The following is a 14,215-nucleotide window of genomic DNA, read 5'->3' as shown; positions in this document are numbered from 1 at the left end:
CTAGCTATCGCCGCATGCGTCATCGCGTGTGACCGCGATCACGTGGCTTGCGTGCGTCGTAGCGCGCTTTGCGAGCGATTCACGCGCCGTTGCCGCCTTGTCAGAGGACTGCAGTACTGCGTCGGTCAACTGCTTGCCTGTACTCCATCCCGAGGATCGCGCCGCATGACGAGCGCGCCACGAACCAACGCCCCGCTGTCGCCGGTCGTCAGCCTGCAGTCGCGGCTCGTCCGTGCCTTCCTCGCGATCGGGGCAGCACTTGTCGTGGTCATGGCGGCGATCACCTTCGGCCTGATCGGTCGCATGGTCGAAGCCGTCGAAGCGAAGGAGGCGAAGCGCGCCTGGGATCGCGTGGCGAGCATCGAGCGCGCCAAGGCCGACCTGCTGCGCACGGTCGTCGATGACTACGCCTATTGGAACGCGATGGCGGCGTTCGTGGAGAGCGGCGACCCGGATTTCCGTCGGGACACCTTCGACGTGTGGTTCCTCGACAACGCCGACACCGACGGCGTGCTCGTCCTGTCGCCGCAGGGGCAGGTGCTCGTCGCCGGTGTCGCGGAGCGCGCCGCCAAGGGCTTCGGCGACGCCGCCCTGGCCGAACCGGCGTTCGAGGGTGCCATGGGCCTGGTTGGGCTGGCCCCCGCGCTGGTCGAGCGCCTTCGCCAGTTGCCGAGGGCCGCGGCCGTGCGCGACGGCGGCGACGCGGGGATCACCTGGATCGAGCACGGCGGCCAATGGATCCAGGTCGCGATCGGCGCGGTGGGCTACCAGGGGCAGCCGCCGAACGGCGGCCTGGTGATGATCCTCCGGGCCGTCGACCGCGAGCGACTCGCCGCACGCGCCGTCGAATCGCAGGTCGACTACCGCATCGTCGCCTTCGATCCGGGCCGGCCGCCCATCGAGGCTGGCGAGGATGCCGCCCTGCTCGCCGTGCCGATCGACGACCCGATCCTCGGAACGGAGGTCATGGCGGTCGCGCGCCATCCCTACGAGCTCTCCGGGCTGCTGGGGCAGGTGCAGGTGGTCACCGTTGTCCAGCAGACGTTGCTGTTGGGCGTCCTGATCTATTTCCTGATCGAACTGCTGAGGCGGCAGGTGCTCGTCCGCATCCAGGCCCTCCGACGGGAGGTCGAAGCGCTACGGGTCGGCACCATCCGGCGCATGGACCTCCCCGGGCCGCGCGACGAGCTCACCTTGCTGGGCGAGGAGTTCGGCACGATCTACCGCACCCTCGACGGCGCGCGGACCGAATGGCGGAAGGCCGCCCTGCGCGACCCGCTCACCGGCCTCGGCAATCGAGCGGCCCTGCAGGCCCGGCTGGAGGTGTTGATGACGGCAGGCCGCAGCTGGCCGGCCTCGCTGCACTTGCTTGACCTCGATGGATTCAAGGCGATCAACGACGTGCACGGCCACGCCACGGGCGACGCGATGCTGGTGGCGCTGTCGCGCAGCCTCGCCGCCAAGCTCGGAGAGCGGGCGGAAGTGTTCCGCCTCGGCGGCGACGAATACGCGATCCTCGCCAACCATGGCGACGACATCGGCCGCGAGGTGCTCGACGCGGTGGCGCACGTTCGCGTCCTGGACGCCGCCGGGCACGCGCTCCGCCTCCGCGCCAGCCTCGGGCGGGCGTCGCTGTCGACGGACCTGGATTCGCCAGGTGACTGGCTGCGTCGGGCCGACATCGCCATGTACGAGGCAAAGCGGGCCGGGGGGAGCCGGCTCGTCGATTACGTGCCCTCGATGCGCGAGGCCCTCGTCGAGCGCGAATCGATCGAACGTCGCCTCCGTCGCGCACTCGACGAAGGCCGCATCGATGTTGCTTTCCAGCCGATTGTTTCCGCGATCGACGGCCGCCTGACCGCCGTCGAAGCCTTGGCGCGCTGGAACGATGCCGAGCGCGGACGCGTGCCGCCGGCGCGCTTCGTCCCAGTGGCCGAGGAGGCTGGCTTCAGCGCCGAACTCGATTTGCAGGTGCTGGCCAAAGCGCTGCCGGCCCTCGTGGCCCTTCGGCGCTCGATTCCCGCCCTGGTGCTCCAGGTCAACCTCGCGCCGCCGTCCCTGCTGAGCCCCGGCATCGTCGAACGCATCGACGGCCTCGTGCGTGCCGCGGGCGTCCCTCCCGAAGCGATGCTGCTGGAAGTCACCGAAAGCGCGCTCGCCGCCGACGCCGATGCCATCACCGGGGTCATCGAGCGGCTCCGTTCCCTCGGCCTGCGCATCGCGCTCGATGACTTCGGCACCGGCTACTCGTCGATGGCCCGCTTGGCCGAGCTGAAGCCTTCGGCGCTCAAGATCGACGGACAGTTCGTGCGCGACCACCGGGGCGATGGCGATCGCATCATCCGCTCCATCCTCGGCCTTGCGAAGGCGTTCGGGCTCCATGCCACGGCCGAGTTCGTCGAAACCGACGAGCAGCGGGAGTACCTCCGAAACCTCGGCTGCGATGCCCTGCAGGGCTACGGGATCGCGCAGCCCATGCCGGAAGACAAGTTGATCGCCTGGGTCGAGGCGCGCGAACTCAACGCGCGTCCTTGACCACGGCGCCGCCCTTCATCACGAAAGGCACGCGCTCGAGCAGGGTCACGTCCTGCGTCGGGTCGCCGGGCACGGCGATCAGGTCGGCGAAGCGGCCGGTCTCCAGCGCGCCCACGTCCTCGCGCTTCATCGCGGTGGCGGCGTTGATCGTCGCGGCCTGGATGGCCTCGGCGGGTGTCATGCCATAGCGCACCATCACCGCGAACTGCTTGCCGTTCTCGCCGTGCGGGAAGATGCCGGCGTCGGTGCCATAGACCATGCGCACGCCCGCTTCGTGGGCGCGTTTGAAGTTCTGCCGCTGCGCCTCGGCGATCTCGCGGTCTTTGCGCAGGTTGTCCGGAAGAACGCCGTTCTTCGCGCCTTCGGACTGCGTGTACTCGGTGTTGTAGATGTCCATCGACAGCCACGCGCCATTCGCCTTGGCGAGGCGGATGCCCTCGTCGTCGATCAGGCTGGCGTGTTCGATGGTGTCGACGCCGGCGCGGATCGCCTCGCGGATGCCCGAAGCGCCGTGCGCGTGTGCCGCGACGGTGAGGCCCCACTGGTGCGCCTCGTCGACGACGGCCTTCATCTCCTCGAAGCGCATCTGCTGCTGCCCGGGTTCGGTGTTCCGCGAGAACACGCCGCCGGTGGCGCAGATCTTGATCACTTGCGCGCCGTACTTGCGCAACTCGCGCACGCGCTGGCGGCCTTCGTCCGGGCTGTCCGCGTTGTAGCGGCTGCGCTGCGCCATCGAGGGCGGGAAGTAGGTGCTGTCGCAGTGGCCGCCGGTGGCGCCGAAGGCGTACGCGGCCGTCATGATGCGCGGCCCGTGCACCTTGCCTTCGTCGATCGCCTGCCGCAGACCGACGTCATTCCAGGCGTCGGCGCCCAGGGTGCGGATGGTGGTGAAGCCGGCCTCCAGCGTGCGCTGCGCGTGCGGCACCGCGACCACCGACCAGTAGCGGTCGTTGAACTGCAGGCCGGTGTAGCCGCTGTACGTCGGGTCACTGTCGATGTGCACATGCATGTCGATCAGTCCGGGCAGCACGGTCATGTCGCCGAGGTCGACCCGCGTCGCGTCGGCCGGTGCCGCCACCGCTTTGCCGCCGGTGGCGATGGCGGCGATGCGGCCGTCAACCACGAGCAATTCCGCATCCGCCTGGATGCGGCCGCTGCGGGCGTCGAACAGGCGATCGGCGCTGACGACGGTGCTGGCAGCCTGCGCATCGGCGCTGGCCCCGAGCGGCAGGGCGAGCACGAGGGCGAGGGCGATCGGGCGCAGCGACGGCTTGGGCATGGAACGTTCCTTAGTGGATCGATGTGGGTGCATGGAGGCACCGGCGCTGCGGAGGCGGAAGCAACCGGTCAGGCCGCTTCGAGGGCGTGGGCGCGGTCGGTGGCGATGATGCGGTCGCGGCCCTCGTTCTTGGCGCGGTAGAGCGCGCGGTCGCTGCGATCGAGGAGCGCCTGCAGGTCGTGGCCCGCTTCATGCGTGCCGGTGAGGCCGAAACTGGCGGTGACCGTCAGGAGCGCACCCCCGTCCGCGACCGCTTCGGCAGACGCGATGGCGCGGCGCAAGGCCTCGGCGTAGGTGGCGGCCTGCGTCTCGGTCGCGCCATCGAGCAGGATGGCGAACTCTTCGCCGCCGATGCGGCCGATCGTGCGCGGCACCGGGGCGGGCACGGCGCGTGCCGCCTCGCTCACGGCACGAAGGACGGCATCGCCGGCCAAGTGGCCGTGGCGGTCGTTGATGCGCTTGAAGTGGTCGAGGTCGAAGGCGACCAGCATCAGCGGCCGGGCTTCGGTGCGTGCGCGGGCCACTGCCTTGGCGGCGAGCTCGGTGAAGTGCTGGCGCGAAGCGAAGCCGGTGAGCGGATCGGTCTGCGCGAGTTCGCGGAAGCGCTTCGCGTCGGTCCACAGGCGTCGGCCCCAGGCGATGAGGCCGCCGACGGTGAGGAGCAGTACGCCGGCGAGGACGATCGCGTTGCGCGACTCGGCCTTGGCAAGCCGGGCTTCGAGGTCGAGCACGCGATTCCGTTCGGTGGCGAGGGCGAGCTGCTGCTCGCGCTGCAGGCTCTCGTGCTGGACGGTGCGGAAGGCGCGCTCCTTGGCGAGGCTGTCCTCGGCGAGGGCGCGATTGGCGCCGATGTGGCGCTGCAGGTGTCGCAGCGCGGCACTGCTGTCGCCGCTTTGGCGATGGATCTCGAACAGCACCCTCTCGGCCATCGCGACCGGCAGGCTGGTGGGGGTGTCCTTCGACGTCTCGATGGCCCGTTGCGCCTGGCGTTCGGCCTGCGTCACGCGGCCGGCGGCGAACAGCAGCTCTGCATCCAGTGCATAGGCTTCGGCCACGAGGCGAGGGTAGCGGGTGGATTCGATGTGCCCGACGCGATCCTCAAGCAGTCCAAGGGCCTCGTCGGAGCGGTTGGCGTCGCGCAGGAAGCGGGCGTGAGAAAGCCCGACCAGGCCGGGCAGGACGCCCACTTCCCCGGCGTCGCGGCAGCGCTGGTAATTCCGGTCGAAATCGATCGACGACAGCGTCGGATCGGCCACGGCTTGGCGGGCGCGAATCGCGAAGTGTTGCCCGAAGCAGTCCATCCGGGGCGAATGACGGCTTTCGAGCAGGCGCTGCGCATACCAGGCCGACAGCGCGGGCTGCTCGAGTTCGGCATAGAAGATCGCCGCCACATTCCAGATACCGATGATCTCATCACGAAGCGCCCCCTCCGCCTTCGGGTTCGCTTTCAACAGGCGGTCCAGATCGCGCAGCCCGGCTTCGAACTCGCGGGTTCCAGCCCGCATGTTGATGACGAAGATGCCAGCCGAAAGCCTCAATTTCGGATCCTCGGCCGACTCAGCCAGTGGCTGGGCCAGCGCGATGGCGTCCGGAATGCGGCCCTCGAAGGTCGCCCGGTTGGCCGCGAGGAACTCAAGGAACTGGCGCTGCCCGAGGTTCGAGGGCTTCGGCCGGGCCTCGAGGGCGCGGGTCTGGGCCACGAACGCGGGCGCGTCGACGGTTCGCAGCGCGTACAGGCGCTCCATTTCCTGCTGGAGCGCCGTATCGGTGCCGTCGCGGCTCGCTTCGCCGGCCCGCAGCCCTCCTGCGCCGATGGCGAGCGCCAGGGTCAGCAGCAGGGCCGAGGCCGCACGCATGGCTCAGTGGGACGGGTCGGGGCCCGGACGCTGGTCGGGCTCGCGCGCCGGCTCGTCGCCGGGGACGTCGTCGATGGGCTTGGGCTCGTCCTCAGGCGCATGCACGGCGCACCACATCGCGGGCGCCGTTCCGAAGGCGCGCGCCAGTGCCTCGCTATCGCGAGCGATCAGGGCTTCACGCGTGGGTGCATCCACGTCGAGCGCAGCGACATTGGCCTCGAAATCGGCCATCGGCGGCAGGCGGCCCAGCGTGTCGAGGAAAGCGATCAACGGCGTGGTCATGGCAGGCGCTGGCGTCCGGTTTCGGGGTCGAGGACCCGATGCTAGCGCTCTTCGGCCGATCGTGCCCGGGCCCGGAGGTCGACGTAGGCTGGCTCAGGCGGCGTCGGAGGCCATGACGCGGTCGCGGCCCCCGTTCTTGGCGCGATAGAGCGCGCGGTCGCTGAGGTCGAGCAGCGCCTGCAGGTCGTGGCTCGCGTCATGCGTGCCACTCAGGCCGAAACTGGCGGTGACCGTGACGGCCCGTCCTCCTTCAACGACCGCTTCGGCAGAGGCGATGGCGCGGCGCAAGGCTTCGGCGTAGGTGGCGGCCTGCGCTTCGGTCGCGCCATCGAGCAGCACGGCGAACTCCTCGCCGCCGATGCGGCCGAAGATGCACGGCAATGGTGCCGGCACGGCGCGCACCGCCTCGCTGATGGTGCGCAGGACGGCATCGCCGGCCCGATGGCCGTGGCGGTCGTTGACGCCCTTGAACTGATCGAGGTCGAAAGCCACCAGCGCCAGCGGCCGTCCGTCCGCGCGTCCGCGCTCCAGCGCCGCGGCGGCGAGCTCGGCGAAGTGCTGCCGGGTGGCGAGGCCGGTCAGCGGATCGGTCTGCGCGAGTGCGCGGAACCGCTGGGCGTCGGCCCACAGGCGCCATCCCCAAAGCACGAGGCCGGCGACAGTGAGCAGCAGCAAAGCCGACAGGGCCGCGGCGTTGCGCGACTCGGCCTTGGCGAGCCGGGCCTCGAGGTCGAGCATTTGGTTCCGTTCCGTGGCGAGGGCGAGCTGCTGTTCGCGCTGGAGGCTCTCGTGCTGCACGGTTCGGAAGGCGCGTTCCTTGGTGAGGCCCTCCTCGGCCAAGGCGCGATTGGCGGCGATGTGGCGCTGGAGATGCCGCAGCGCACCGCTGGCATCGCCGCGCTGGCGATGGATGTCGAACAGCACCTTCTCGGCCATGGCGACCGGCAGGCTGGTGGGTGTGTCTTTCGACGTCTCGATGGCGCGCTGTGCCTCGCTCTCGGCCTGCGTCATGCGGCCGGCGGCGAGGAGCAGCTCCGCGGCCAGCGCGTGGGCCTCGGCCACGAGGCGTGGATAGCGAGTGGATTCGATCCCGTCACGTTGGGCCATCACCAGTGCCAGCGCCGCGTCGTTGCCTTCCGTGTCGCGCAGGAAGCGGGCGTGGGAGAGGGCCGAAAACCCCAGGAAAACGCCGTTCTCGTTGGCCGCGCGGCAGGCTTGATCCGCCCGCTCGAAATCACTCCCGGACAGCGTGCGGTCGGCCGTGGCCTGGCGCGCCCGGATGATGAAGTGTTGCGCGGTGCACGCGTTGCGGGGCGATGGCACGGCGTCGGCGAGGCGCTGGGCATGCCACGCCGACAACTCCGGCTTTCCCAGCTCGGCGTAGAAGATCGATGCCGTCGCCCAAAGTGTGTGAACCGCCTCGCGAAGCGGGCCTTCGGCCTTGGGGTGCGCCTTCAGCAAGCGGTCCAGGTCACGCAGTCCCGCTTCGAACTCGCGGGTGCCGGCACGCATATTGATGACGTAGGTCCCGGCCATCAGGCGCAGCGCTGGGTCTTCGGCCGTGGCCGCCAAAGGCTCGACACGAGCCATGGCCTCGACGAATCGGCCTTCCAAGCCCTCGCGATTGGCGGCAAGGAATTGCAGGAACTGGCGCTGCGCCAAGCGCGGCGGCGGCGGCCCCGCTTCAAGTTCGCGGGTGCGCGCGACGAACGCCAGTGGGTCGACGGTCCTCAGCGCGTAGAGCCGCGCCATCTCCGCCTGGAGTGCGTTGTCGAGGGTATCCGCAGCGCGTTCGGCGGCCACGGCCACCGGGCCCTCGATGGCGAGGGCCACGCCCAGCAGGACCAACGCCCAGCGACTCATGGCTCAGGTCACCCCGAGGTGCGCGGGCTCGGGCTCCAGGGACCGGGCCGGCGGCAGCACGAGCGTGCTGTGCATGTGCAGCGCGGCGTGGGCGAGTTGCGCGAGCGGCAGGGTGTCGATGCGCGGCCGGCCGATGGGCAGGGTCGCCGCCTCGTAGATCGTCACCGGGTGGTCGGCGGGGTAATCCCGCAGCAGCCGGTCCACCAGTCGCTGGCGCTGCTCGACCGTGCTCGCGCGCACCGCGTAGGTGCGGTCGCCCGCGAGCCCGATCTGCCACAGCACCAGCCAAGCGCTGGTGTCGATGATGCGTCGGTAGAACAGCAGCTGGCTGGCTTCGAAGTGCGCGCAGCCGACCTTGCCGGGGTCGAACCCGAGATCGGCGTAGAGGCAGTCCTCGGCCGAGATGCCGGGGTCCATCACGGCCTCGAAGCCTTCCGCGCGGGCCTGTGCGATCGCCGCGTGCGGCACCTGTGCGAACACGCCGGGATGCCCGTAGAACGCGCCCACGACGCGCTTGCCGGCGCGCACTTCGGCGAGCATGGCCTCGGCCATGTCGCGATAGGTCTGCTGGCGCGGTTTCCCTTCGGCGTAGAAGCCCTGCAGGCTGACCATCCGTGGGTTGATCGTTGCCACCCACTGCTCGACCAGCGCGTCGCTGGCGGCCACGAAAACGACCTCCGCGGCTTCCAGCCAACCTCGCGAGCGCGGGGTGAGGTGGGCGCCGAGCATCATGCCGAGGCCGACACAGGCGAGGTGGCCTCGGGGCGCAGCGGACGGGAAGTCGGAGGACATGGGGCCGGTGCGGTCTTCGAATCCATGAGCCTAGCCCAGCGCGGGAGCCGTCGCGCGGGGTCGGCTCTCCCATCCCACCGGGAGCGGGGCGTCCGCGCGAGGGAGGCAAGGGGTGAAGCCGACCCGGCGCATCAGGGCCGCGGCGCCGGCATGCGCTTCGGCGTGGTGGCAGGTGAGGACCGCCAGGCCCGCGATATCGAACGCCCAAGGCCGGACGGCCGTGATCGCGGCCGTGGCCGCCCCGCGCGCCTGCCACGCCGGCCACAGCAGCACGCCCAACTCGGCCTCGCCACCGCGCCAGGCCTCGCCCCGAAGCGCGAGGCCCAGCAGCCCGGCCGAACCCTGGGGATGTTCGATGATCCAATGCCGGAACCGCCCCCCGGCATCGCCCTGGTGGCGCAGGGAGGCCGCGGCTGCGCGCGCGGCGCGGTCCGGCGCAAACGGCTCACCCACCGCCCGCATCACCTCGACGTCGGTGAACAACGCGGCGTACAGCGCGAGGTCGCCCTCGGCGAACGGGCGGAGGCGGAAGGGCGGCGCGGCAAGGGTCGAGGCGGGCGGCGCGGCAAGGGTCGAGGCGGGCGGCGCGGGCGTCGGCATGCGGCCAGTGTGCCCGCCGCCTGGCGGGGCAAGGTAGGGCGCTGGAAGCCGCGCCCTCAGCCCCGCGGCAGGTCGAACACCAGCACCTCGGCGCCGTCGCCGGCTTCGATGTCGACGTTGGGTTCGCCCTCGAACTTCAGCGCATCGCCGGCGCGCAGCACGTGGCCGTTGACCTTGGCCGCTCCGCGCGCGAGGTGCACGTAGCCGAGACGGTCTGCAGCCAGCGGCAGCGTGGCGCTCTCGTCGCCGTCGAACAGCCCGGCATACATCCGCGCCTGCTGCTGGATGCGCACCGAGCCCTCCACGCCGTCGGGGCTGAGCACGAGGCGAAGGCGGCCGCGCTTTTCCTCGGCGGTGAACATCTTCTGCTCGTAGCCCGGGGCGATGCCGCCCTGGTCCGGAAGGATCCAGATCTGCAGGAAGTGCGTCTCCCCGCTCGGGTTGTGGTTGAACTCCGAGTGCAGCACGCCGGTGCCGGCGCTCATGCGCTGCACTTCGCCCGGCACGATGCTGGCGCGGTTGCCCATCGAATCCTCGTGCGCCAGTGCACCGTCGAGCACGTAGCTGACGATCTCCATGTCGCGATGCCCGTGCTTGCCGAATCCGGTACCCGCGGCGATACGGTCTTCGTTGATGACGCGCAGCGGCCCGAACTGCATGTGCTTCGGATCGAGGTAATCGGCGAACGAGAAGCTGTGGAAGCTGTGCAGCCAGCCGTGCGAGGCGCGGCCGCGCTCGTGGCCGGGGCGGGTGGTGATCATGGGGTTCTCCTCGATGCGGAAGCCGGTCGGGCCGGCGATGGCGGGCATCCTCCGTCCGCGCGCACTCGAGCGCAGCCCCCGCACCGCAACGGATCGTCATGCCGGCGCGACAATCGCGCGCCGCTCACACGGACGTGTCGGATCGGCTCAGCCGCGCGGCGGGGCGAGCAGCTCGCGCGCATCGAGCGCGCCGTCGCGGTCCACGTCCTGCCGGGCGAACTGACGGCGCAGCCGCGCCTCGTTCTCGGCGCGCGCGATGGGCTTCGCGCCCGGCGGCAGCTCGTCGCTCTCGAGCACGCCATTGCCGTCGGCGTCGCGGGCGTGGAAGCCAACCGACAGGTACGCGACATACTCCGCCTCGTCGACGCCACCGCTGCCGTCGCCATCGAAGCGCTGCATCAGTTCGCGCGGGCCCGCGGCGTAGGTGGTCGGTGTGGCCGACGCCAGCCCCGACGTAGCCACCAAGGCGACGGCCAGAGGGAGGGAACGGTTCACGCCGGGGCCTCGGTGCCATCCACCGGCACCACCACGGCGGCCGCCACGCGGTTCCGCCCCGCGCCCTTGGCGCGGTAAAGCGCGTGATCGGCATTCGCCAACAGGTCGCGCAGGCGGTAGCCGGCGGCGGTGGTCGAGACCACGCCGAAGCTCGCCGTGATGGCCAGCGCGGCACGGCCGTCGTAAGCGGTGGCGCGGACGGCAGCGATGGCGCTGCGGCAGCGTTCGGCGAACGCCAGGCCCTCATCGAGGCCCGCACCTGGCAGCAGCACGGCGAACTCCTCGCCACCGAGGCGGCCGAACTGGCGGCCCGGCTCCTGCAGGCGGGCGAGTGCCGCTCCCACCGCGGCCAACAGGGCGTCGCCGGACAGGTGCCCGTGCTGCGAGTTCACCTGCGAGAAGTGGTCAAGGTCGAAGAGCACCAGCGCCATCGGCTGGGCCCGCCGTTCGGCGGCAGCCAAGGCCGCGGCCGCCTGCTGGGAGAAGTACTGCCGCGTCCACAGCGTGGTCAGCGGGTCGACCTGCAGGCGCTCGCGATGTCGGTGCCGCAGTCGACGCGAATGCCAGGTCCAGCCCAGCAGGGCGACGAAGGCGAGGCCCAGTGGCACCGCCAGCAGGCTGAAGAGCGTGGCCGTGCGTTCGCTGTGCTTCGCATCCAATACCAGCTGCGTGTTGCGTTGCTCGACCAGCGCCAGGGCCTGCTGGCGAGCGAGTGACTCCTGGCGCCCGGCCTCGTAGGCGACGAGCAGGTGCCGCACCTCGTCCTCGTAGGCGCGCTCCGCCGTGAGTACCGCCTGCAGTTCGCCCAGGGCCACCCGGTCATCGCCCCGGGCCAGTGCGACCTGATAGCGGGTGCGTCGTGCCGAGAGCAGGGGCAGGCCACTGGGCAGGCCGGCGCTGAGGGCCAGCACCGCGTCGGTCTGCGCCTGTGCCTCGTCGAGCCGCCCCACGGCCTGCAGCGCCTCCGCGAACTCCGCGTGGGCTTCGGCGATCAAGGGGACGTAGCCGATGGCCTGCAGGGCCGGCATCTGCGCCTGCAGATGGGCCACGGCGCGCCCCGCCTCGCCCCGCGCGGTCCACCAGCGGGCCCGGAGGACGTCCACGTAGCGCGCCGGAAGCACGGTGTTCGAACCGACGCAAAGCGCCGACGCTGCGTCGAACTCCGCGTCGTCGAGCTGGTGAGCGGCGCGCGACAGCCGGGCCACCAGCGCCTGCACGGTGGCGGTGCACCGCTCCACGGGAGCGGTGTCGCCGGCGAGCACCCGTTCCGCGTGCCGCAGGGCGATCTCGGACCGCGACAACTGGTTGTAGAACACCGCGGCGATGAGGTCGATGTGCCGGCGCACGGCACTGTCGGGCAGGGGCTCGACGGTGGCCAGCAGGGCTTCGAGCCGCTTCTGCCCGTCGAGGAAATCGCGGCTGGCGGCCTGCACGTTGACCGCGAGGGCCGCGGCGCGCAGGCGCGTTTCCTCGTCGGCGGCTTCGCGGGCCAGTCGGTCGGCGCGCTGCAGCGCCTCGGGGAAGCGGGATTCGAGCGCCATCGCCTGGGCGCTCAACAGACCCAGCTGGTCGCGGAGCAACGGGTCGGTCGGCGGTGGCCCGGCCTCGGCCTCCCGCAACTGCGCGAGGAAGGCGCCCGGGTTGCTCAGGCGCAGTGCCTGCAGGGCGTCCAGCTGCGCCGGGGTCGGGGCCGCCGCCAGCGCCGCACCGATGCCGAGTGCGGCGAACAGCAGCGCCGCCGCGCGACGGCCCCTCGTGGTCATGGGCCGAGGCTGCCGAAGGCCGGCGCCGACATGCTGCGGTTGCGCCCCGCCGACTTCGCGGCGCGCAGCGCCGACTCGGCGGCGGCGATCCACTGCGTGCTGGTGAGCATCCCGGCGTCGATCTGCGCGTAGCCGATGCTCACCGTCGGGTGGGCACCGCTGGCGTCATGGAGCAGGCGCTCGGCCAGCGCATGGCGCAGGCGTTCGGCCAGCTCGCCCACGCCGCTGCCGCTGGCATCCGTCAGCACGACGCCGAAGCGATCGCCGCCGAGGCGGCCGCAGGTGTCGGTGTCGCGGAGGGTCTTGCGGAGCACCGCGGCAATGGCCTGCAGCGCGGCGTCGCCGGCGGCGCGACCGTGCACATCGTTGAGAAGGCGGAAACGGTCGACGTCCACCACCATGAAGCTGGCGCGGTGGCCGCTGCGGCGGAAGCGGCGGAACTCGTGCTCGGTCGCTTCCTGCAGCGCTCGCGGGTTGGCCGCGCCGGTGAGTGGATCGGTGCGCACCAGCGAGGCCAGCGCCCGGCGATGCCCGCCGAGCTGCTGCGAGAGGCGCCATGCCGAGAACGCGATGGCGGAGGGGTAGACCATCAAGGCCGGCGCCGATGCGGCGATGGCCGCCCAGGAGCTCTGCGGCGCGAAGGCGAACTCGCCCAGTGCCGCCACGGTGGCGGCGGAAGCGAGGAAGACGAGGCCGCAGCGCAGGGCGAGCCGCGGGCCGCCGAAGGCGAATTTGTCCATCAGGATGATGGAGGCGAGCATCAGCGACGGCACGGCGTTGAACTGCATCAGCGCGACCCACAGGCCGGCCATCAGCGAGTCGATGTGCAGGTTCCGGCGTTCGACGGCCAGCGGTTGCTCGTGCGTGAGCGCCATCCGGCGCGCCACCCAGGGCCACACGAGCACGTTCGCGGCGGCGAGGGCCCACATGATCGCCGGCGCCTGCAGCTCGTACAGGACCACCGCGACCGGAAGGAGGACCAGCCAAAGCCCGAGCAGGCGCATGTGCGCCGCGTTCTGGACGATCCGTCGCTGGGCGTCGTCGGGGCTGGTGTCCATCGGGCTTCCCGGGGTGAGGGCGGAGCGTAAGGCCGCACCGGAGGTACCGCAATGCGAGGCGGGCCACCGGGCCTACACTGCGACCCTCTTTCACACGTCCGCCGCCGATGCCTGAACTGCCCGAAGTCGAGACCACGCGGCGCGGCCTTGCGCCCCATCTGGAAGGTCGTCGCGTCACCGGCGTCACCTTGCGCCGGCCCGACCTGCGCTGGCCGATCCCCGCCGCGGTGTGCGAGCGCCTTCCCTGCCAGCGCATCGAAGCCGTCGAACGCCGGGCGAAGTACCTCCTGACGCATACCGCGGCCGGCAGCGCGCTGTGGCATCTCGGCATGAGCGGGGTGATGCGGGTCCTGCCGGCGTCGGCGCCGCTCGGGCCGCACGACCATGTCGATGTCGGCCTCGACGATGGTCGCGTGCTCCGCTTCACCGACCCGCGCCGCTTCGGCTGCCTGCTCTGGCAACCGCCCGGCGAAGTGCACGAGCTGCTCGCTGGCCTCGGGCCGGAACCGCTGTCCGACGCCTTCACCGGGGAGACGCTGTTCACGGCTTCACGTGGCAAGAAGGCGTCGGTGAAGACCTTCGTGATGGACCAGGCCGTCGTGGTCGGTGTCGGCAACATCTACGCCGCGGAAGCCCTGTTCGAGGCCGGCATCCGGCCCACGACGCCGGCCGGCCGCGTCACGCGTGAGCGCTACGAGCGCCTCGCCGCCGCCGTGAAGCGCATCCTCGGCTACGCCATCGAGCGCGGCGGCACGACCCTGCGCGACTTCCTCAACCCCGACGGACTGCCGGGCTATTTCGAGCAGGAGCTGTTCGTCTACGGCCGCGAGGGCGAGGCCTGCAAGGTCTGCGGCACGGCGCTCAAGGCGATGCGACTCGGGCAGCGCGCCACCGTGTGGTGCCCGCGCTGCCAGCGTTGACGGGCTGACGG

General features: G+C 71.2%; 12 protein-coding genes. 2 read left to right on the top strand and 10 right to left on the bottom strand.

Annotation, left to right across the window (positions count from 1 at the left end; genetic code table 11):
* Nucleotides 1–165 precede the first annotated feature (165 nt).
* On the top strand, nt 166–2,535 hold the full coding sequence (locus ACIQ6S_RS06930) for a putative bifunctional diguanylate cyclase/phosphodiesterase (RefSeq protein WP_397607717.1): 2,370 nt from the start codon (nt 166–168) through the stop codon (nt 2,533–2,535).
* Here ACIQ6S_RS06930 and ACIQ6S_RS06925 read toward each other — a convergent pair.
* The 10 genes from ACIQ6S_RS06925 to ACIQ6S_RS06880 all read right to left on the bottom strand — a co-directional run bounded on the left by ACIQ6S_RS06925 (nt 2,519) and on the right by ACIQ6S_RS06880 (nt 13,284).
* Nucleotides 2,519–3,814: an amidohydrolase family protein gene (locus ACIQ6S_RS06925; RefSeq protein WP_397607716.1), complete on the bottom strand. Its 1,296-nt coding sequence runs from the start codon at nt 3,812–3,814 to the stop codon at nt 2,519–2,521. The two genes, ACIQ6S_RS06930 and ACIQ6S_RS06925, sit on opposite strands and share 17 nt — an antisense overlap.
* Before the next feature lie 68 nt (nt 3,815–3,882).
* Nucleotides 3,883–5,670 carry a diguanylate cyclase gene (locus ACIQ6S_RS06920; protein ID WP_397607715.1) on the bottom strand — a complete coding sequence of 596 codons (1,788 nt, stop codon included), beginning with the start codon at nt 5,668–5,670 and terminating at the stop codon, nt 3,883–3,885.
* A gap of 3 nt (nt 5,671–5,673) precedes the next feature.
* Complete coding sequence (locus tag ACIQ6S_RS06915; RefSeq protein ID WP_297865268.1) at nt 5,674–5,952, bottom strand: hypothetical protein; 279 nt, start codon at nt 5,950–5,952, stop codon at nt 5,674–5,676.
* Nucleotides 5,953–6,045: 93 nt separating this feature from the next.
* Nucleotides 6,046–7,815: a diguanylate cyclase gene (locus tag ACIQ6S_RS06910; RefSeq protein ID WP_397607714.1), complete on the bottom strand. Its 1,770-nt coding sequence runs from the start codon at nt 7,813–7,815 to the stop codon at nt 6,046–6,048.
* Nucleotides 7,816–7,818: 3 nt separating this feature from the next.
* Complete coding sequence (locus ACIQ6S_RS06905) at nt 7,819–8,607, bottom strand: SAM-dependent methyltransferase (RefSeq protein WP_397607713.1); 789 nt, start codon at nt 8,605–8,607, stop codon at nt 7,819–7,821.
* A gap of 30 nt (nt 8,608–8,637) precedes the next feature.
* Entirely contained in the window at nt 8,638–9,207 is a 570-nt protein-coding gene (locus ACIQ6S_RS06900) for a GNAT family N-acetyltransferase (protein WP_397607712.1), read from the bottom strand.
* A 56-nt stretch (nt 9,208–9,263) separates the two neighbouring features.
* On the bottom strand, nt 9,264–9,968 hold the full coding sequence (locus ACIQ6S_RS06895; RefSeq protein ID WP_397607748.1) for a pirin family protein: 705 nt from the start codon (nt 9,966–9,968) through the stop codon (nt 9,264–9,266).
* 147 nt (nt 9,969–10,115) lie between these two features.
* Nucleotides 10,116–10,463, bottom strand: coding sequence for a hypothetical protein (locus tag ACIQ6S_RS06890; RefSeq protein WP_397607711.1), 348 nt, complete (start codon nt 10,461–10,463; stop codon nt 10,116–10,118).
* Complete coding sequence (locus tag ACIQ6S_RS06885; RefSeq protein ID WP_397607710.1) at nt 10,460–12,226, bottom strand: diguanylate cyclase domain-containing protein; 1,767 nt, start codon at nt 12,224–12,226, stop codon at nt 10,460–10,462. Before ACIQ6S_RS06885 ends, ACIQ6S_RS06890 begins: the two co-directional genes overlap by 4 nt.
* The gene (locus tag ACIQ6S_RS06880) at nt 12,223–13,284 is read right to left on the bottom strand and encodes a diguanylate cyclase (protein ID WP_397607709.1); all 1,062 of its coding nucleotides are present in this window, start codon (nt 13,282–13,284) and stop codon (nt 12,223–12,225) included. The genes ACIQ6S_RS06885 and ACIQ6S_RS06880 overlap by 4 nt, the downstream gene beginning before the upstream one ends.
* A gap of 107 nt (nt 13,285–13,391) precedes the next feature.
* Between ACIQ6S_RS06880 and mutM the strand changes: the two genes are divergently transcribed.
* Nucleotides 13,392–14,204 (top strand): bifunctional DNA-formamidopyrimidine glycosylase/DNA-(apurinic or apyrimidinic site) lyase, encoded by an 813-nt coding sequence (gene mutM, locus ACIQ6S_RS06875; RefSeq protein ID WP_397607708.1) that lies wholly within the window; start codon nt 13,392–13,394, stop codon nt 14,202–14,204.
* Nucleotides 14,205–14,215 lie beyond the last annotated feature (11 nt).

Origin of the sequence: Silanimonas sp. (genome assembly GCF_044377035.1) — a bacterium.
Taxonomy (GTDB): Bacteria; Pseudomonadota; Gammaproteobacteria; order Xanthomonadales; family Xanthomonadaceae; genus Silanimonas.
This window is presented reverse-complemented; position numbering and strand designations above follow the sequence as displayed.

What these genes read in the sequence shown, in the direction of transcription:
- ACIQ6S_RS06930 (WP_397607717.1), top strand. Translation starts at nt 166, where the DNA reads ATGACGAGCGCGCCACGAACCAACGCCCCGCTGTCGCCGGTCGTCAGC.
- ACIQ6S_RS06925 (WP_397607716.1), bottom strand. Translation starts at nt 3,814, where the DNA reads ATGCCCAAGCCGTCGCTGCGCCCGATCGCCCTCGCCCTCGTGCTCGCC.
- ACIQ6S_RS06920 (WP_397607715.1), bottom strand. Translation starts at nt 5,670, where the DNA reads ATGCGTGCGGCCTCGGCCCTGCTGCTGACCCTGGCGCTCGCCATCGGC.
- ACIQ6S_RS06915 (WP_297865268.1), bottom strand. Translation starts at nt 5,952, where the DNA reads ATGACCACGCCGTTGATCGCTTTCCTCGACACGCTGGGCCGCCTGCCG.
- ACIQ6S_RS06910 (WP_397607714.1), bottom strand. Translation starts at nt 7,815, where the DNA reads ATGAGTCGCTGGGCGTTGGTCCTGCTGGGCGTGGCCCTCGCCATCGAG.
- ACIQ6S_RS06905 (WP_397607713.1), bottom strand. Translation starts at nt 8,607, where the DNA reads ATGTCCTCCGACTTCCCGTCCGCTGCGCCCCGAGGCCACCTCGCCTGT.
- ACIQ6S_RS06900 (WP_397607712.1), bottom strand. Translation starts at nt 9,207, where the DNA reads ATGCCGACGCCCGCGCCGCCCGCCTCGACCCTTGCCGCGCCGCCCGCC.
- ACIQ6S_RS06895 (WP_397607748.1), bottom strand. Translation starts at nt 9,968, where the DNA reads ATGATCACCACCCGCCCCGGCCACGAGCGCGGCCGCGCCTCGCACGGC.
- ACIQ6S_RS06885 (WP_397607710.1), bottom strand. Translation starts at nt 12,226, where the DNA reads ATGACCACGAGGGGCCGTCGCGCGGCGGCGCTGCTGTTCGCCGCACTC.
- ACIQ6S_RS06880 (WP_397607709.1), bottom strand. Translation starts at nt 13,284, where the DNA reads ATGGACACCAGCCCCGACGACGCCCAGCGACGGATCGTCCAGAACGCG.
- mutM (WP_397607708.1), top strand. Translation starts at nt 13,392, where the DNA reads ATGCCTGAACTGCCCGAAGTCGAGACCACGCGGCGCGGCCTTGCGCCC.